The organism is Bacillus sp. PK6-025 (genome assembly GCF_056530265.1).
Genome location: NZ_CP096509.1, coordinates 880,981 through 898,995, shown reverse-complemented (window position 1 = coordinate 898,995; position 18,015 = coordinate 880,981). Strand labels below are relative to the sequence as shown.

General features: G+C 48.7%; 16 protein-coding genes. 6 read left to right on the top strand and 10 right to left on the bottom strand.

Annotation, left to right across the window (positions count from 1 at the left end):
- Window positions 1-12: 12 nt before the first annotated feature.
- From lpdA to M1D67_RS04465, 4 genes are read right to left on the bottom strand one after another with little or no spacing between them, the layout of a single operon-like run.
- On the bottom strand, window positions 13-1,389 hold the full coding sequence (gene lpdA / locus M1D67_RS04480; protein WP_020450597.1) for a dihydrolipoyl dehydrogenase: 1,377 nt from the start codon (window positions 1,387-1,389) through the stop codon (window positions 13-15).
- A gap of 18 nt (window positions 1,390-1,407) precedes the next feature.
- Window positions 1,408-2,535: a dihydrolipoamide acetyltransferase family protein gene (locus M1D67_RS04475; RefSeq protein WP_020450596.1), complete on the bottom strand. Its 1,128-nt coding sequence runs from the start codon at window positions 2,533-2,535 to the stop codon at window positions 1,408-1,410.
- Window positions 2,536-2,557: 22 nt separating this feature from the next.
- Window positions 2,558-3,592 (bottom strand): alpha-ketoacid dehydrogenase subunit beta, encoded by a 1,035-nt coding sequence (locus M1D67_RS04470; protein ID WP_479831628.1) that lies wholly within the window; start codon window positions 3,590-3,592, stop codon window positions 2,558-2,560.
- A gap of 21 nt (window positions 3,593-3,613) precedes the next feature.
- The gene (locus M1D67_RS04465; protein WP_016886251.1) at window positions 3,614-4,588 is read right to left on the bottom strand and encodes a thiamine pyrophosphate-dependent dehydrogenase E1 component subunit alpha; all 975 of its coding nucleotides are present in this window, start codon (window positions 4,586-4,588) and stop codon (window positions 3,614-3,616) included.
- A gap of 212 nt (window positions 4,589-4,800) precedes the next feature.
- On the opposite strand from M1D67_RS04465, the gene M1D67_RS04460 reads away from it, so the two are divergent.
- The 5 genes from M1D67_RS04460 to M1D67_RS04440 all read left to right on the top strand — a co-directional run bounded on the left by M1D67_RS04460 (window position 4,801) and on the right by M1D67_RS04440 (window position 10,838).
- On the top strand, window positions 4,801-5,352 hold the full coding sequence (locus tag M1D67_RS04460; RefSeq protein WP_016886252.1) for a DJ-1 family glyoxalase III: 552 nt from the start codon (window positions 4,801-4,803) through the stop codon (window positions 5,350-5,352).
- A 267-nt stretch (window positions 5,353-5,619) separates the two neighbouring features.
- Window positions 5,620-5,994 (top strand): Na-translocating system protein MpsC family protein, encoded by a 375-nt coding sequence (locus M1D67_RS04455; protein WP_016886253.1) that lies wholly within the window; start codon window positions 5,620-5,622, stop codon window positions 5,992-5,994.
- Between the two features lie 175 nt (window positions 5,995-6,169).
- Complete coding sequence (locus M1D67_RS04450) at window positions 6,170-7,702, top strand: NADH dehydrogenase subunit 5 (protein WP_105980816.1); 1,533 nt, start codon at window positions 6,170-6,172, stop codon at window positions 7,700-7,702.
- Window positions 7,699-10,320, top strand: a complete 2,622-nt coding sequence (locus M1D67_RS04445) for a DUF2309 domain-containing protein (protein WP_479831627.1) — start codon at window positions 7,699-7,701, stop codon at window positions 10,318-10,320. The genes M1D67_RS04450 and M1D67_RS04445 overlap by 4 nt, the downstream gene beginning before the upstream one ends.
- A gap of 11 nt (window positions 10,321-10,331) precedes the next feature.
- Window positions 10,332-10,838 (top strand): carbonic anhydrase, encoded by a 507-nt coding sequence (locus M1D67_RS04440; RefSeq protein WP_035339184.1) that lies wholly within the window; start codon window positions 10,332-10,334, stop codon window positions 10,836-10,838.
- A gap of 34 nt (window positions 10,839-10,872) precedes the next feature.
- Here the strand turns inward: M1D67_RS04440 and M1D67_RS04435 are convergent, their stop codons facing one another.
- The 6 genes from M1D67_RS04435 to M1D67_RS04410 form a co-directional block, all read right to left on the bottom strand.
- Entirely contained in the window at window positions 10,873-11,715 is an 843-nt protein-coding gene (locus M1D67_RS04435) for a PRD domain-containing protein (RefSeq protein ID WP_020450591.1), read from the bottom strand.
- 42 nt (window positions 11,716-11,757) lie between these two features.
- Complete coding sequence (locus tag M1D67_RS04430) at window positions 11,758-13,134, bottom strand: sucrose-specific PTS transporter subunit IIBC (protein WP_020450590.1); 1,377 nt, start codon at window positions 13,132-13,134, stop codon at window positions 11,758-11,760.
- Window positions 13,135-13,448: 314 nt separating this feature from the next.
- Complete coding sequence (locus M1D67_RS04425) at window positions 13,449-14,189, bottom strand: YfjL-like protein (RefSeq protein ID WP_020450589.1); 741 nt, start codon at window positions 14,187-14,189, stop codon at window positions 13,449-13,451.
- Window positions 14,182-15,387, bottom strand: a complete 1,206-nt coding sequence (locus M1D67_RS04420) for an MFS transporter (RefSeq protein WP_026580644.1) — start codon at window positions 15,385-15,387, stop codon at window positions 14,182-14,184. Before M1D67_RS04420 ends, M1D67_RS04425 begins: the two co-directional genes overlap by 8 nt.
- 103 nt (window positions 15,388-15,490) lie before the next feature.
- Window positions 15,491-15,811 carry a YckD family protein gene (locus M1D67_RS04415; RefSeq protein ID WP_023855883.1) on the bottom strand — a complete coding sequence of 107 codons (321 nt, stop codon included), beginning with the start codon at window positions 15,809-15,811 and terminating at the stop codon, window positions 15,491-15,493.
- Between the two features lie 300 nt (window positions 15,812-16,111).
- Entirely contained in the window at window positions 16,112-17,305 is a 1,194-nt protein-coding gene (locus M1D67_RS04410; RefSeq protein ID WP_145929900.1) for a macrolide family glycosyltransferase, read from the bottom strand.
- Window positions 17,306-17,412: 107 nt separating this feature from the next.
- Here M1D67_RS04410 and M1D67_RS04405 point away from each other — a divergent pair, with 107 nt between their 5' ends.
- Window positions 17,413-17,988 (top strand): TetR/AcrR family transcriptional regulator, encoded by a 576-nt coding sequence (locus M1D67_RS04405; RefSeq protein WP_025810226.1) that lies wholly within the window; start codon window positions 17,413-17,415, stop codon window positions 17,986-17,988.
- Window positions 17,989-18,015 lie beyond the last annotated feature (27 nt).

The following is an 18,015-nucleotide window of genomic DNA, read 5'->3' as shown; positions in this document are numbered from 1 at the left end:
GTTTTCCATTATTCAGCAATGAACCGCCTGGCCTGCGACTTGCAGCAAAGCTTCGTGAATCGTTTCCGAAAGAGTCGGATGGGCCGCGATGAAGTGCTCCATTGCGTCTGCCGTCAGCTCAGCGTGCATCATCACGGCTGCCTGGCCGATCAGTTCGGTTGCTCCCGGACCCACGATCGAAACCCCGACAATTTCCTGATACTCCGGCTCTGTGATGATTTTGACCTTTCCGGCAGCCTCATTTAAAATAAGTGCTTTTCCGTTTGAAGAAAACGGAAACTCACCGATACGAACATCCCCGTAGCGCTCCCTCGCCTTTTTTTCATTTAAGCCGACGCTTGCGATCTCAGGCGAGGTATAGATGCAGCGCGGAATGATTTCACTGTTGACCTTCATGTCTTTGCCCGAGGCATGGGATGCGGCGACGATTCCTTCGTGAAAGGCGGCATGCGCCAGCTGAACTCCGCCTGTGATATCCCCGCACGCATAAATATGCGGAATGTTTGTCTGCATATGCTGGTTGACTTGAATCCCTTTCCTGTCATATCGGACTCCGATATGCTCAAGCTTCAAATCAGCAGTTCTCGGTTTTCGGCCGACGGCGACCAGACATCGATCCGCTTGAATATTAAAGCTGTCATCGCCATTTTTCAGAAAGACGCGCTGCCGGGCAGGATCAAGACGCTCCACTTGTACAGATGTGAAAACACGGACGCCGGACTCTTCGAGACTTGTGTGCAGAAAGGCGGCAATATCCGGATCTTCCTCAGGCAAAATCTGTTCCGCTTGCTCGGCTATCACTACGTTCGCTCCCAACCTGCTGTATATACTGGCAAATTCACAACCGATGATTCCTCCGCCGATAATAAAAATTGTTTCAGGAATGGACGGCAATGACATGGCATCTCCGCTGTCGATGATCCAGCTCCCGTCAAAAGACGCAAAAGGCAGTGCGGCAGGTTCCGCTCCTGCCGCTATAATCACATGCCCGGCATTGATGACCTCCTGTTTTCCGTCCTTTTCAACAATTATGTCGTGTTCCGACAAGAACGATGCTTTTCCTTGCAGCACCTTGATTTTGTTTTTATTCATCAAATATTTAATACCCCCGGCGAGCCGCTGAATGATCTCTCTTTTACGGCTTTGGACGGCCTCCCACTGAACCGTCGGGCTTTCGCCTGCCAGCCCGATGCCGAATGCGCCGGCGGACTTTACTTTCTCGAACATATCGGCGCTCTCAAGAAGCGCTTTTGTCGGTATGCACCCTTCATTTAAACACGTCCCTCCGAGGGGGCCATCTTCAATCAGGATGACTTCTCTGCTATTCTTGGCGGCTGTTATCGCCGCCACGTAACCCGCAGGTCCCCCTCCTATAATCGCGAGTGTCACAGTCTATCCACCTTCTCCCTATAAAAGAATCGATGCAGGATCTTCCAAATATTTTTTTACATCTGAAAGGAATGCTGCAGCAGGCGCACCATCAAGCGCGCGGTGATCAAAAGTCAGACTGAGCGGCAGAATGGCGCCCTTTGTCAGTTCTCCGTCTTGATAGACGGGGGCCGAATACATTTGGCCGATTCCAAGTATCCCGGTTTCTGGCGGATTTAAGATCGGTGTAAAGTGCTCGACACCATATGCGCCGAGATTTGTAATCGTAAATGTCGATCCTTCTATTTCGTCGTGCAGAAGCCTACCTTCCCGCGCTTTTTTGGCGTACCATTTGATTTTCTTGGCCAGTTCGATCAGCGGAAGCCGCTCTGCATGACGGATGACGGGAACGGCCAGGCCTTCGTCCAAAGCCGCCGCCACTCCTAAATGAACATGATCAAAGGTCGCAAGCCTTCCGTCTTGATAAACGCTGTTCATGGCCGGATGATCCAAAAGCGAAAAAACAGCTGCCCTGGCGGCAAAATCAGTGATCGTCAGCTTTGTATCATACCTGGATTGAGCTGTTTCATTAAGCTGTTTTTGCAGGGCTGTTAATTTCGTGATGTCCGCCTTCATCGTAATCGTCAGCTGGGCGCTGTTTTGCAGGCTTTCCGTCATTCTTGCGGCAATCGTTTTCCTCATCGGGCTTGCCGGCGGACGATCTTCAGCCTTATCCGCCTGCTTGTTCGGCCTGTCGGGAAGCGCCTGCAGCACATCCGCTTTCGTAATTCTCCCTCCGGGCCCCGTGCCTTTCAGCGTTTTGATGTCTATATTTGCGCTTTGCGCGATTTTGCGTGCAGCCGGAGAAATTTTAATCCGTTCTTTCGGGGAATCCGGCTGTTTTGTTTGACTTTCCGGCGTTTGTTCGTTTTCATTCCCGATCTGGCAGATGACCGTTCCCGGCGGCACTCCCTCTCCTTCGGACACTTTGATGTCCAACACGGTTCCGTTTGCCGGAGATTCGATTTCCATTTCGATTTTTTCGGAATTGATGCTGGCAATGCTTTCTCCTTTTTCAACGGCTTCACCGACTTTTTTATTCCAGACGGAAACCGTACCTTCTTTCATCGCCATTCCCAATTTCGGCATGACAACCTCGACAGCCATGTTCTCCTCTCCTTTCCAATCTTTATACCGTATGTGTTGAGATTTCTCCGAGCATCTCCAGCACGGTGTTCACCACTTTTTCCGGCGTCGGCAAATACAGGTCTTCAAGAGGCGGTGAAAATGGAACCGGCGTATGTGGAGCCGTTACCTTTTTAACCGGTGCATCAAGCGAATCAAATCCTTTATCTGCCGCCAATGATGCGATATCCGCGGCGATGCTGCATCTCGGATTGGCTTCATCGACGATCACAAGTCTGTTTGTTTTTTCAACAGATGCAAGGACGGCCTCCTCATCAAGCGGTGAAAGACTCCTCGGATCAAGGACTTCGCCTTCGATTCCCTGCAGTGAGAGCTGTTCCGCCGCTTGAAGCGCCGTATGAACCTGTTTGCCGACTGCGACAATCGTTACATCAGCGCCTTCCCGCTTGATATCGGCTTTTCCGATCGGAAGCGTGTAATATTCTTCCGGCACATAGCCTGTCATGTTGTACAGCGTTTTGTCTTCAAAAAAGATAACCGGGTCCTGATCCTCAATCGCAGCGAGCAATAAGCCTTTCGCATCGTACGGGGTCGACGGCACAATCACTTTCAAGCCGGGAATGCTTGTAAATAGGGCATACAAGCTTTGCGAATGCTGGGCGGCTGCCCTAAAGCCGGCTCCGTGGGTCGTCCGGATCGTAATCGGAACTTCCGCTTTTCCGCCAAACATGTAGCGGAACTTCGCTCCCTGGTTCAGCACCTGGTCCAGACACGTGCCGATAAAATCGTTAAACATCAATTCCGCGATCGGCCTTAAACCTGTTGAAGCCGCCGCCATGGCTGCGCCGATGTACCCCGCTTCACTGATCGGCGTATCAAGGACGCGCTCCCGTCCAAATTCCTGAACAATCCCTTTCGTGACGCCAAGTACACCGCCCCATGCTTCATCATCCTGCAGATGATCGACATTCGCTCCTCCTGCGACATCTTCCCCCATTAAAATGACGTGATCGTCCTTTCTCATCGCAAGTTTGATCGCTTCATTCAATGCGGCTGACATGCTGATTTCCCTCGTCATGTTTCCTTCCCCCTTCATGAATTAATAGGATACATATACATCTGTCAGCAGTTCGGTTTCTTCCGGATAAGCGCTTTTTTCGCTGAATGCGACCGCTTGCTCGACCGCTTCTTCAACTTCTTTTTCAATCCGTGACTGCTCTTCTTCACTCATCAGCCCTTTTGCCAGCAATTCGCTTTTGAACACGGCAATGGCATCTTTTTCTTCCTGATGCACCGCTTTTTCGTCATTTGTTTTGTAGCGCTGGGCATCTCCTTCAAAATGGCCGTAGTTCCGGTATGTCATACACTCAATAAGCGTCGGTCCTTCACCGTTTTTGGCACGCTCTATCGCCCGGCCCGCAGCCTGGAAAACCGCGGCTGCATCTTTTCCATCCACGCGAATGCCCGGAATCCCGTAGGCGGCCGCACGATCTGCGATCGACTCGCAGCTTGACGCATAGGAAAACGGCGTCGCTTCGCCATACCCGTTGTTTTCGGCGACAAATATGACAGGGAGCTTCCAGATGGCGGCAAGGTTGATCCCTTCGTGAAACGTCCCCTGGTTGTTGGCGCCGTCGCCAAAAAAGCAAACGCTTACATTTTTAGTCTTTTTATACTTTGCAGTGAGGGCAGCTCCGCAGGCCAAGGGAAATCCCCCGCCGACGATTCCGTTTGCGCCTAGCATCCCTTTGTCAAAGTCTGCGATATGCATCGATCCGCCTTTTCCTTTGCAAAGTCCTGCAGATTTCCCGTATATCTCGGCCATCATCCCTTTCAAGTCGCACCCTTTTGCAATGCAGTGCCCATGGCCGCGATGTGTGCTCGTGATGGTGTCTTCATCATTCAGATGGGCGCAGACGCCCGCAGCGACCGCTTCTTCCCCGGCGTAAAGATGGACAAAACCCGGCAGTATCCCTTTAGCAAACAGCTGATGAACCCGATCTTCGAAATAGCGGATTTCCAGCATTTTTTGATACATCCATACCGCCTTTTCCTTTGTCAGTGCCTCTTCCATATGAAAAAACCTCCTGTCTTTTTTTTACTCACACGTTATGATGCAAAAATCGTGCCAGCTCTCCGACGCGAACATGAAGCTCTTTTCAGACGAACATCCTTCCAAAACAAGAGACAAAACGAGACGGGTGTCTCAATTTGTCTACTTCATCAGTTGCGGAAATGTCTTTGCCGCAGTTAGAATGAACGGTAGAGACGAAGGAGGTTTTTTTCATGAAGAAAGCGTATGTTTTTTTAATCGGCGGATTTGAAGAAATCGAAGCGATAGCAACGATTGATATTTTACGGAGAGCTGAAGTCGAGACCGTCACCGTCTCGCTTGATCCATCGCGCAGCGTGAAAGGCGGGCATGACATTGTCGTCGAGGCAGACGTCATGTTTGAGGATGCTGATTTTCAAAAAGCGGATATGCTGATTCTTCCGGGCGGAAATGTAGGCAGCAAAAAAATGCTGGAACACCAAGCTTTGCACAAGACGCTGACAGAAGCGGCGGATGCAGGAAAATATGTCGCCGCTATCTGCGCCGCAACGATGACGCTCGGAAAAACGGGGCTTGTCAGCGGGAAAAAAGCGACCTGCTATCCTGGGGTTGAAGAACATTTAACAGGAGCGGATGTCACTGCAAATGAAAATGTTGTCGTAGATGGAAACATCATTACTTCCAGAGGCCCGGCGACCACGATTCCATTTGCCCTCAAGCTTGCCGAATTGCTGAACGGCAAAGAAAAAGCCGATGCAGTTGCCAAGGGAATGCTCGTCTGCTAAGACGGTATTCCTCTTTTTTATCCATAAAAGAACGGTATTGACATCATAAATCTTAAAAGATATGATATTTAAAAAGTAATTCCGTAAAATCAATAATTGTAATCTCATGCAAAAGAGCTTTAGCATTCGGCTATAATCCCTATGGTCGCGTGAAAAAGCACCCTTTACCATGTATGACATTAACATTTTGATAGGACGGTATATTTCATTTTCCCTATACTCATGTATAAGGAAAAGAAATATACCGTTTTTCAGGAGGATATAACATTGAAAAAACAGAAAGTGACAAAGGGGTCTCTGGAGGCGGAGATCAGCAAAACCTTAACCCAATGGGAAAAAGACTATTTGGGCCGCGGCTCCGTGTCTGTTAAAACAGACATTCTCAGAAATATGGTCATCATTTCCCTGAACGGTATTTTGACACCCGCCGAATACGAACTTTGCAGTACAAAAGAAGGCCTGCTGTCAATTAAAAGAACCCGCTCCGGTTTGGTGGAATCGGGTATAGAACAACTGAGCCGCATAATGAAGGAGCTGACCGGTGAAGAGACGATCAGCTTTCACACGGATATCAGCACCCGCACTGGCGAGCGGATCATGGTATTTAAATTGGCAAACGACCTGCAAAAAAAATTGGCATAGAAAAACGGAAGATCTTTAAAGCATGAACATGAGTTAAAGATAAGCCGGTATTATTCAGAAAGATTGGCTGAAATGGGCCGATCCTGAATATACCGGCTTTTTTTACGTTTTCAGAAAGGAAGGCAAGACATGAAACAGTATGTTCTTTTCCATCATCCCGACGGAGGGATGCCGGATGTTTGATCTGCTAGATTCTTTATTTTGGCTGAAAATATTTTTCGCGTCGCTTGCGCTTTGTTTGTTCAGCGCACTGCTCGTCCTGAATCGAAAGGTTCCATTGGCATATGTACGGATTCACGCCAAGATCATCGCCCTGCCGCCGCTTGCCGCGCTGGCAGCATTGATAACGGCAAATCCCGGGCAAGTTGGAGCTCCTTGGCGCTTGGATTCGCTGGCTTGGCTGATCGCCTTGTTTGTCTTGACAATCGGCTTCATCGTCCAGCGCTACTCTGTCCGGTATTTGTTCGGCGACCGCTCCTACCGTAAATTTTTTGTGCTGCTGACGCTTACAACAGGAGGCGCTTCATGCGCCTGGCTGAACGATGATCTTCGCTGGCTCCTCTTATGCTGGGGTATCACGCTTTTCGGCTTGACCGCGCTAATCGGCTTAAACAGCGCGTGGCAACCGGCCAAAAATGCCGCTTTGTATGCGGGCCGAATCTTTGCACTCAGCTGGCTGGCGATAGCAGCAGCCGCTCTTTGGCTGTCTCTCGCGACAGGACACTGGCAGCTATCATCCGCCATAGCGGAGGAAAGCCTTGTACAGCTCAGTTCATGGGAGAAAACCGGGATTGGCCTCCTTATCATTTTAACGGTGATGATTCCTGCGGCACAGTGGCCGTTTCATCGCTGGCTGCTCGATTCGGCAATCGCTCCGACTCCCGTTTCCGCGGTCATGCACGCCGGACTCGTAAATGTAGGCGGCGTCATGCTGACCCGTTTCGCACCGATGTTCAGCGGTGATGGTCTGCAGCTTATTCTGCTTGTTCCCGCCGTCTTTTCCGTCTTGCTCGGAACGGGCATGATGATCGTCCAGACGGACTACAAGCGGCAGCTCGCAGCTTCAACGGTCGCGCAGATGGGTTTTATGCTCGTCCAATGCGCATTAGGAGCCTATATTGCGGCTGTTATTCACCTCATTTTGCACGGCCTGTTCAAAGCCGCCCTTTTCCTGCAAGCCGGATCAGCGGTGCGCCGTTATGAATCGTTCGCCTCTAAACGGGGCAGACCGGCTCTTTTCTGGGACATGATAGGCGGCGCCTTTGCTCTTACTGTCGTCATCGGAATCTGGGTCTCAGCTGCGGACGATGGCTATCAATTGATCAGCGCCCTTGTTTTAGGCTGGGCATTGTTCATTGCTTGGAGACAGCTTGTCACAGCCAATGACGGTCGCGTCACACGAATGGCCGGGCTTTTCATTTTAACGGGGGCTTCACTCGCGTTTGCCATCATTCATTCCGGTTTACACGGGCTCCTGAAGGAAGCTGTTGTACAGGGGGCGCAACCACCCGTCATGGCGGCCGTTTTAACGGTAGTCGTTTTGTTAGCTGGCACTGCGGCCGGCGCCTTGATCGTTCGGCAGCGGTTTGCATGGTCCGGCGCACTTTATCTGCGTCTTGTAAAAACGGGTGAGCCTCATTTTGAATCGGTCGAAGAACGGCCGAATTATCTTGACCAATATCTTACTCAAGGAGGTCGTCAATCATGAAAGCAGCACCCACATTGTCTAAACAATTGATCTTCAAATATGAACATCAGACAGCGGACTTTAATATTGATGAATCGGTTCAATCAGCAGCACGAGTCATTGCGCCGCTTTGGCCGATTGAAACCTTTGCCGCGCGCCATCCGTGGATGGGTCTTGAAGAACAGACATTTGAACAGACGGCCCGGCAGCTTAAACAGCAGCTTCAGGTTGATATATACCCAAAGTCCTCCATTTTCCGCTCCGCAAAACAAAGGGGAGAAATCGATGAGGCCATTCTTGAAAAAAAGCTGACGCATTGGCTCGATTCACATCAGCCCGGCATGCAGAGGGAAACAGCGGAAGCGTTTTGCAAAGCCGCGCTCAAGCTGGATGAAATCCCTGAAAAGCTCTTGAGATCCCGGCAAGTCGAAAAGCTTGCCAAACAAGCGGCGCGCGGGACAATCGATGATCAAAAAACACGCTTGATCAAACCGCTCAGCGTTTTTGCCGGACAAAAAACCGCTCACCTTCTTGATCATCATGTGATTAAATGGTGCAAGCTGTTTCTCGATGAATCACAATCGGCATGGCGGCTTCCACATCGCGAGAAAGGGTTTTACAGCGCTTGGCGGCAGCTTGTTGAACATGATCCCGCCCTGGCGCGAGCGGAACGCCAACGACTGAAAGGGTGGCCGGAGGAGCCTCGGGACGCGATGAAAAGAGCACTCCGAGCGCTTGATATTTCTGATGGAGACGTTCAGGCATACCTTGAAGCTCATTTGCTCTCTCTTCCGGGATGGGCCGGGATGATGCTTTGGCGTTCCCAGCAATCGCAGGACGAACAAGGGCTGCTTCTCGAGTATTTGGCCATCCGGCTTTCAATGGAATGGATGCTTATTGAACCTTATGTGCCGCTGTCTAAGCCAAAACCTGAAAAAGAGATGCAGATCGTTCCTTTGATTGCGGCCTGGCTGCATTGGGGCGGCCTGACGCCTGACGAATGGCTCAAACTTTCAGCAGCAGAGCAAAAAGCAAGATTAACACTCGCCCGCCGCTTTGATGATCTAACGCGCAGGCGCATCTGGCTGGAAGCATGGGAACAATCATACGCTGCTGAGGTAAGGAACCTCATCACGGCAAACAAACCTGCCGCTGCCGCCAAAAGTGAAGCGGCGCTGGCCCAGCTTGCATTTTGTATTGATGTCCGTTCAGAGCCGTTCCGACGGGCATTGGAAAAGTCAGGCCCTTTTGAAACGTATGGAACAGCGGGCTTTTTCAATCTGGCAATCGAAACGTGTGAACTTGGCACTAAGCACACTCACAGCTCTCTGCCGGTCATCCTTAAACCTCAGCATCGAGTAAATGAAACGGCCGATGAATCAAGCTTTAAATCGTATCAAGAACATAAAAAAGCAGCAGCTTCGCTGAGCTCCGCCTTTAAAAAGATGAAACAGAATCTATTGGCGGGTATGCTCCTTCCCGAAGTGAGCGGGCCATGGCTGAGCCTGCAAATGGCCGCGCGCAGCCTGGTCCCCCGCACAGCCGGGCAAACTTTCCGGAATGTGCGGAAAACATGGCTGAAAAAGCCTCAGGCAAAGCTCTCGCTTGATCGTATGGAAACATCTGATGCCGATATTCCGGTCGGATTTACGGATGAAGAAAAAGCCGCCTATGCCAGACAGGCATTAAAGATGATGGGGATCACCGACCGGTTCGCTCCGCTGGTTGTCATTTGCGGGCACGCCAGCAGAAGCACGAATAACCCTTATGCATCGGCATTGGACTGCGGCGCCTGCGGAGGCGCATCAGGCGCTTTTAACGCACGCGTCCTAGCCGCTTTATGCAACCTTCCGAGCGTCAGACAGAGGCTCCGCTCCGACGGCATTTTTATTCCGGATGATACGGTATTCGCCGCCGCAGAGCACATTACAACATTGGATGAACTGCAGTGGCTCTATGTACCTGAGCTTCCGGCTAAAGCTCAACAAGCGTTCGACCGCATCAACTCGGTGCTTCCTGATGTGAGCCGTACTGTCGGAGCCGAACGCTTAGAAGAGCTGCCGCAGCTCGGCTACCAAAATCCGCGGAATGAAGTTGAGCGCTTCGCCGAAGATTGGAGCGAAGTCCGTCCAGAATGGGGGCTGGCACGAAATGCTTCATTCATCATCGGCACACGCCGGCTTACACGCGAAGCTGATCTTGAAGGAAGAGCTTTTCTGCACAGCTATGACTGGCGGAATGACGAGGACGGCTCCATCCTCAGCGGCATCATTTCAGGGCCTGGAACAGTAGCCCAATGGATCAATCTGCAATATTACGCGTCAACCGTCGCACCGCATTATTATGGAAGCGGAAATAAGGCAACTCAAACCGTCACTTCAGGCCTCGGCGTCATGCAAGGAAATGCAAGCGATCTTTTGGCCGGTCTCCCGTGGCAGTCCGTCATGCGGTCGGATGACGAAATATATCATGCGCCTCTCAGACTCCTGATCGTGATCGAAGCACCGGATGATGCTATCGAACGTCTCCTTGACCGCGATCACAGCTTCCGGCAAAAGGCGGAGAACGGATGGATCCACCTGGCATCTATTAACCCGGAGGGAAAATGGAAGAACTGGACAAACACGATAAATGAATGAGGTGAAATGTCATGGAAGAAAACAAAAAAATACTGATGATTATCGGAATGGAGAAACAGCTTGAACAGACCATCTGCCGGGCAGGGAATATTCAGCCTGAGAACGCCCTTGTTTTAAAAAGCGTCTTCCCTGATATTTCACAGCCCTACGGTGATATGATGAGGGATATCATTACCCTTGTCCACCGGAACAAAGCGGAAGAAATTTGGATTGTCCGCGATAAATACGAGCAAACGGCAGATAAAGATATTTCTGACCTTTTAAATAGAAACAAAGATTTAAGCGATAGAATGCAAACTTTAGAGTACCTTTTCCAAAACTGCAGTCCGGAATTTCCGTACGGCAGCATCGATGAATGGCTGTCACCGAGCGAAAATGCGGCCGAAGGCGTCCAAAAAAGCGTCGCCGCCATCCGACAGCACCCGTTAATCCCTTCGCACGTCAATGTAAAAGGATTTCTAATCGAAAATTCGGTTTTAACGGAAATCGAAACCTTAAACAAAAACGGAGCCCGATAACAGGGCTCCGTTTTGTCTTAAACACAGGCATTCTTTACACAACAGCAGACCGCTGATAAAATCTCTGAATATGCATGGTAATATAGCACAGCTCTTTTTCCGGAAATTCAAAGCCATACTCCCGCTTCACAAATGCCCCGATTTCTTCTGCGCACATAAACGCTTGTCCAAACTTCTTTTTAATGAGGCTGATCATTTCACCATCCATTTCGTAAAATGTCTCTCCCGATTCAATATGCTGAATGGCGAAACGGAGATGGTTGACAAGCCGCTCATACGAAATCGTCTCATCCTTTATTTTAATGTTGAGTTTATCTTCGATAATCTCGATAATATCCTTGATCATCGTTGTGAGATCGAGCGTTTTTGTCATATCTCCCGCGTTTGTTTTGGCTGTATGAATATGAAGCGCAATATTGGCGACTTCATCCTCCGGAATATCGATCTTCAGCTTATCTTTAATGAGGGCCTTTGCCCAGCGGCCGATTTGAAATTCTTTCGTATAGAGGACTTTAACTTCCTGAAGCAGCGGATTTTTAATGACCATTCCCTTGCTTAACCGTTCTATCGCGAATGATAAATGATCTGAAAAAGCGACATGGATTCGCTCATTGATTTTGATCCCGAGCTCTTTTTCCGCATGAGAAATAATGTCCTCCGCCACCTGAATATGATCTTCCGGCAACGTTTTTAAGATCTCCTCGAATTGGCGGTATTCTGTTGAATCTTTCATCACAAATATTTTTTCAATTTTAGATCTATCGACAATATCATTCTTCTTTTTTTGAAATGCGATTCCGGAACCTAATACGATCTTTTCCTCGCCGCCATCCTTGACGACGAGCGCGTTGTTATTTAAGATTTTTTTTACTTTCATAGCTGCCTTCCTTTCATCCTGTTTTAATGAATGAAAACGGAATTATTCTTTTTCATCTTTAAAGCCAAGACACAAAGTCGCAATGAATGCTGAAATCACCGCAATCGCAAAAGCGATTAAATAATGAATGAGATTGGCGGTGCCAAGAGGGAGAATGATTGAAATCATCGGGATGCCGGACAATCCGTAAGAGTTTGCCGCAACGTGTGTGAAGACGGCGTATGCCCCTCCGATGGCGCCTCCGATCGATGCGCCGATAAACGGTCTCGCGAGCTTCAGATTGACGCCAAACATGACAGGTTCGACGATTCCCAAAAAAGCGGTGAGAGAAGCCGGAATCGCAATCTTTCTGATAGCGGCATTCTTTGTTTTCAAAAATACGGCGAGCCCCGCTCCTCCCTGCGCGACATTGGCCATCGACCATATTGGAAGCAGAAAATTGACCCCATATTCGGGATCTGCAAGCAGCGACGCTTCAATCACATAAAAACTATGGTGCAGGCCGCTCAAAACGAGTAAGGAGTAAAGCCCGCCAAATAAAAATCCGGCGCAGGCCCCCGCAAAATGATAAACAAACCCGAGACAGTCGCTTACGAAATGAGCGATGATCAGTGAGAGCGGCCCCATGATAAACAGCGCGGCAAATCCGGAAGCCATGACTGTAATAAACGGTGCGACAAGCAAATCTAAAGAACGGGGGACGATTCTTTTTAAGAATTTTTCGATTTTGCTCATTATGTAGACGGATAAGAGAATCGGTATGACCGTCCCCTGGTATCCGATCAAAGGGACTTCAAGGCCGAATACTTCGACGGATTCCGGCTTTTGGCTGCCGAGCAATGAAGGATCGAGTAAATCGGGATGGGTCAGAATTCCGCCGATGACAGCGCCTAAAAACGGATTCGCTCCAAACTGTTTAGCCGCACTGAACCCGATCAGCACAGGCAAAATGACAAACGCTGAGCTTGAAAAAATATCGAGCATTTTCATCAGCGGGCCGCCATAAGCGCCGAGGCTGAATTCTTTAAGCACACTGATGAGACCCATGAGCAATCCGCTCGCAACGATTGCCGGAATGATCGGCACAAAGATGTCTGACAGCGTTTTGGCAAATCGCGTCAATACGTTCATGTTTGGCGGCGCCTCCCGCCGGGCTTCTTCAAGAGGAGCCGGATCGCTGTATTGAATCATTTCCTTATAAATCTTATTGACTACACCTGTACCGAAAATGATCTGAAACAAACCGTATCTGAAAAAAGTCCCCTGCACAGACTCCATCTTTTCAATAGCAGCTATATCGATTTTTTCTTCATCTCTGACATTGAAGCGCAGCCTTGTCGTACAATGGCTGATGCTGATGATATTCTCCGCGCCTCCAATGAGGGGCAAGAGAACTCTTGCAATCTCTTTATGCAGCACCCGGATCTACCTCCTCCAATTTTTCTATCCTATCAAATCAACAGAAGACGATCAAAATGAAAAATGTGCCATCACATCCAAAGACCTCCGGCGAAAGGAATAAAAAAAGACCTAAAACATGCGAAAGCATCAGCCGATAGGCGCAAAAAAAGCACACTAAGGTCTGTAGTTCCTTTAGCACATTTTAGGTCTTGCCTGCCTTACCAGTAACAATCCCGTCAATATTTGTTCTTAATATGATTCTATTCGCTTCGGCCTTGGACATCAATAGTGCAAACCGCCTATATATCCCCCGTATAAAAAAAGAGAAGGCGTTAAAGCGTCTTCTCTACATCTTCAATGGCTATCGCACGGTCCTTTAAAACATGCACACTGTACTTCACATAGCCTGGCCGGTCTTCCCCGTCTAAGCCCATACTGTCAATCTCAATGTTTTCATAATGGTAGCCGCTCAATAACTTTTTCACCACTTTTGCCTGGTCATAGACCTGCCTCCGGCCGTCCCGGCCTGAATTCAAGGTAACTGTAACAGCGATCGGTTCTGTTTGCTTCAGTTTTTTCCAATTTGTATTGACATCATAGCTTCCTGATAGAGAAACTTGGACGTCAATTACGTTTTTCAGCTTTTTTTCAAGCTCTCTCTTGATCTCATTTGAGGCTTCTTTGCTTATTCTGGCTCTCGTCTTTTCCTGTCTGGCTTCTTTGATGCCATCGTTTGTGACAGCCGGGTGCAATCCGCCTTTCACGCTGAAAATGTACTCATCATTCCGCTCATCTGACACACGAAAAAGGTATTCAGCAAACTTGAAATTATAGGAGCTCCCTTTCATATTTAAGGTTTCACCGGCGTGTGCTTCCTGCAAGTATGCCGATAGCTTTTGTTCAGCCAGCGCGCGGCTGAACGGATTTCCGTAAAAGGCGTTATACACATAACAGCCTGTCACAAGAATCAACAACGAGAGACCAGTAATGATGGCTTTCTTTTTCAATTCAATCAACTCTTTCCAAATTCTCGCGTCCCGTCCATTATGAAGGAGAATTCGGACATTAGGCAAGCTCTTTCTGCTTCGTCTCCGTCCCCAAAAAGAAGATCGCCGCGACAGCAGCAATAACGGCGACGCAGAAGATCAAAAAGATCATTGAAATCTCTGTTCCCCGGGCGACGAGATAGCCGACAAGAAGCGGGCCCAGGATGCCGCCGATTCGGCCAAAGCCGGCTGCCATTCCTGCGCCGGTCCCCCTGATTGATGTCGGGTATTGTTCAGGCGTATAAGCATAAAGCGCGCCCCAGGCACCAAGGTTGAAAAACGATAAAAACATACCTGACGCAAGCAGAAGCGCCAGCGATTCAGCCGATCCGAAGAAGTAGGCGCTGACAGCCGTCCCTAACAAGTAGACGGTAAGCACCATTTTCCGGCCGGCTTTTTCAATCAGCCATGCCGCGGAGAAATAGCCGGGCAGTTGAGCCAGCGTCATGATCAAGACGTACTCAAAGCTCTGGATCATGCTGAATCCTTTCATCACCATGACGCTCGGCAGCCAAAGAAACATGCCGTAGTAGGAAAAGACAACGCAAAACCAGACAATCCACAGCATGGCCGTAGGCCGGGCATATTTGCGGGACCAGACGTTTTTCACATTTTCCACGACGGTCGGCTTCCTTTCCTGCGAAAGCTTCTCATATTTCGGAGAATCCGGCAGGGCGATCCGCAAATATAAGGCGTAAATAGCCGGTATCGCGGTTATTAATAAAGCAACCTGCCAGCCGTAGGCCGGAATAATAAAATACGAAATGAGCGCTGCGGCCAGCCAGCCGAATGCCCAGAAACTTTCGAGCAGGACGACGACTCTTCCCCTCCGCTCCGGCGCAACCGTTTCGGATACGAGCGTAGATGCGACTGGAAGCTCTCCGCCAAGCCCCATACCGACGAAAAAGCGCAGGACTAAAAATGCCCACAATGTCGTCGTCAAAGCGGATAACCCGCTGCCGATCGAGAAAAACAGCAGCGTAATCATAAAAACGTATTTTCTTCCGACACGGTCAGCCAAAAGGCCAAAGACAAACGCCCCGACTGCCATGCCGATTGAGTTGACGCTGCCGATCCAGCTCATCTCCTGCGGCGTCAACTTCCATTCCACGTGCAAAGCGGCGATAATAAACGATAATATGCCAACGTCCATAGCATCAAAAAGCCAGCCGAGACCGGCGATGCCAAGCAGTCTGCGCTCTGAAACAGGACGGTTCTTCTTCATACTCACTACACCTCTTTACTCTCTTAGCAGTTTACATGAGTATTAGTTTACACCTGTCTTTACACTTTTGTCACGAAGAAAATGAGGCGCCGTCTATTTCAGTTTAATGAATATGATGCTTGTGAAACTTTTCTTCTTGGTGCCTCAACTTTGGCAGAAACCCGTTTTCCCGCTCTTTTTCATAGCGCTTCTCAATATGAGATTTGATTTCTTTACCCCTCTCCTGATCAAGGATTCCGTACTCCACATACTTATTGATCAGCTGTTTTTTCTTTTCCACAATGTCCTTTTGCAAAGAAGCCAGTTCATTTTTTTGCTTGTCGGTCAACTCTTGATAAACGCGTGTTTCCCCGTAGGCAGAAGACATGACAGCCGTACATGACAGCGGAATGACGAGAAGCAGGCAAACGCACAGTTTGCGCATCATGCAACATCCTTTCTGATCTATGATTCATTCTATTTTTATCTGTTTTGCGGAGTTTATGCATAAAAAAAAGCCGCTTGGTAAAGCGGCTTCAGATTGTTGACAAAATCCCAAAACGACTTTTAGTTTTGGGATTTTGTCATCCTTTCAGCGTGATTGAAAACCCTTGCAGTCTAGGAAGGCCGAGCATCGGAGCACAGCGAATGTTGGAATTCGTGAGCACCGACGCGCAGGCCTGACAACGAATGCGAGGGTTTGTCGACACGCTGAAGCCGCTTGGTAAAGCGGCTGGGCTTTCTATTAAGGCTGCAGCGATTTCCGCGCAGTATATTCATCAATGCGCGCTAATGCGTCTTTCATGTCCATGCAGTTGCTGAAGCTTTCATCAATTTTTTGAATACCTTCCTGATATTTTTCGTCAGTGAGTACTTGTTCTGCTGCATCTCTTAATCTTTCAGCATTGACCTCTTCTGTAAACAGCGGATATCCAGCATTCAGTTCTTTCAGGCGCTGGGCGATCATCGGCTGATCTTTATCATGCGGGAGCACGACCATCGGGACACGGTAATGAATGCCTTCATTGACGCTGTTCATGCCGCCGTGGGTGATGAACACATCGGCTTCTTTAAGCACCTCTAATTGCGGCACATACGGTGCAATGATAAAATGCTCCGGCACTTCTTTTATATCCGCGTAGTTCGACTTTTCGCCGGCGGCGATGACAACCTTGCCGTCGAAATCACGGAATGCATCGATGCACATATTGAAAAAATCCTCAGTTTTACCAAGTACGGTTCCCATTGAAATATAAATGACTTTCTCATTCTTTAACGATTCTATCGGAAAATCGGTCTTGTCCAGGCGCTTCGGAAAACGCGGACCGATAAACAGCACATCATCCCCAAAACGGTCGCTGTCAGGCTGAAAATACCGGCTTGTATACACAACCGTCAGCTCCGCCTGATTGCTCATAAACTGTCCTGTATGCCTAGGTGAGACGCCGTACTTTTCTTTCAGTTCACTAAGCATGTCTTCACATTCTTTATCCAATTGCAGCTCCGCACCTGAATCCGGATGCAGCGGCAGAATCTTCATATGTTCTTGTCCGAAGAGAAATGAAGCCGACGAAGCGATTCCCGGAATGTTCAAATAATCCCTGACCAATTCACCCGCACCGAATGTGTCATAATACACGGCATCGAACGAAATGCTTTTGGACAGCTCTTTTACAATGTCTAAAATATACAGCGAGGTTTTGAGATGAATTTTTAAAAATTCAAGAAGGCCGGACGGTGAATTCGGATCAATATGCGCGTTTCTCACCAGATCTTCGTATAAATGGACGGTAGCCCCGACGCCCTCCAGCCTGTCTTTATACTTTTCTGTTGAAAGATAGTGCACATTGTCGCCTCTGTCAGCAAATGCTTTGGTGATCCCTAATGTAGGATTGACATGCCCTTCCGCCGGAAAATTGACGATTAAAATATTTTTCATGATTAAAACTCCTTTTTATCCTTTTTGAAACGGGTTGACATCAATTCAGCGCCTGATTAGACTGGTGTTAGTTACTACTAACTATCATAAAATGGGGGTAAACACCTTTGCAAGAGACGAACGAACGGATCATATCTGCTGCTTTAGACTTAATGCAAAAATACGGTTTCAAGTCGGTGACGGTAAAGGATATCGCGCTCCATTCAGGCGTCAGCGAGATGACGGTCTATCGCCACTTCAACACAAAGCTCGGACTTTTGGAAGCGGCCGTTCAGCAATTTTCTTATATACCAGCCTTTCAGCGCGTATTTGAAAATGATATCACTTGGAACCTGGAGAATGACTTAACATTGATTGCAGAATCGTATTTGCTTCATATGGAAAAAAACAAGCCCCTCTACCTTATCGCTGTTCAAGACGGCGGAAGGATGACTGATCTTTTCGGTTCTCTGTTAAAGCATATGGAAGAACTCCTTCGTTATTTAACAGACTACTTTCAAACGATGCAGGACAAAAGCCTGATGAAAAAGGGAGATGCGGATTCACAGGCCTTCGCTTTTCTGTCATCTTTATACGGATACTTCTCTTCTGGCGCATTGGCTGACGGCCGGTTTCAAAAAGTCGCTAAAGACACTTATATTAAACAGATAACCGCCGCTTTCTGCGGCGGTTTGCACATCTGATCTAACCTTTCAGACTGAAGGATGGAT

Bases quoted from the DNA above. Each gene is read 5' to 3' on its own strand.
- M1D67_RS04460 (WP_016886252.1), top strand. From the start codon at position 4,801: ATGAAGAAAGCGTATGTTTTTTTAATCGGCGGATTTGAAGAAATCGAA.
- M1D67_RS04410 (WP_145929900.1), bottom strand. From the start codon at position 17,305: ATGAAAAATATTTTAATCGTCAATTTTCCGGCGGAAGGGCATGTCAAT.
- M1D67_RS04475 (WP_020450596.1), bottom strand. From the start codon at position 2,535: ATGGCTGTCGAGGTTGTCATGCCGAAATTGGGAATGGCGATGAAAGAA.
- M1D67_RS04470 (WP_479831628.1), bottom strand. From the start codon at position 3,592: ATGACGAGGGAAATCAGCATGTCAGCCGCATTGAATGAAGCGATCAAA.
- M1D67_RS04435 (WP_020450591.1), bottom strand. From the start codon at position 11,715: ATGAAAGTAAAAAAAATCTTAAATAACAACGCGCTCGTCGTCAAGGAT.
- M1D67_RS04445 (WP_479831627.1), top strand. From the start codon at position 7,699: ATGAAAGCAGCACCCACATTGTCTAAACAATTGATCTTCAAATATGAA.
- M1D67_RS04420 (WP_026580644.1), bottom strand. From the start codon at position 15,387: ATGAAGAAGAACCGTCCTGTTTCAGAGCGCAGACTGCTTGGCATCGCC.
- M1D67_RS04415 (WP_023855883.1), bottom strand. From the start codon at position 15,811: ATGCGCAAACTGTGCGTTTGCCTGCTTCTCGTCATTCCGCTGTCATGT.
- M1D67_RS04465 (WP_016886251.1), bottom strand. From the start codon at position 4,588: ATGGAAGAGGCACTGACAAAGGAAAAGGCGGTATGGATGTATCAAAAA.
- M1D67_RS04450 (WP_105980816.1), top strand. From the start codon at position 6,170: ATGTTTGATCTGCTAGATTCTTTATTTTGGCTGAAAATATTTTTCGCG.
- M1D67_RS04440 (WP_035339184.1), top strand. From the start codon at position 10,332: ATGGAAGAAAACAAAAAAATACTGATGATTATCGGAATGGAGAAACAG.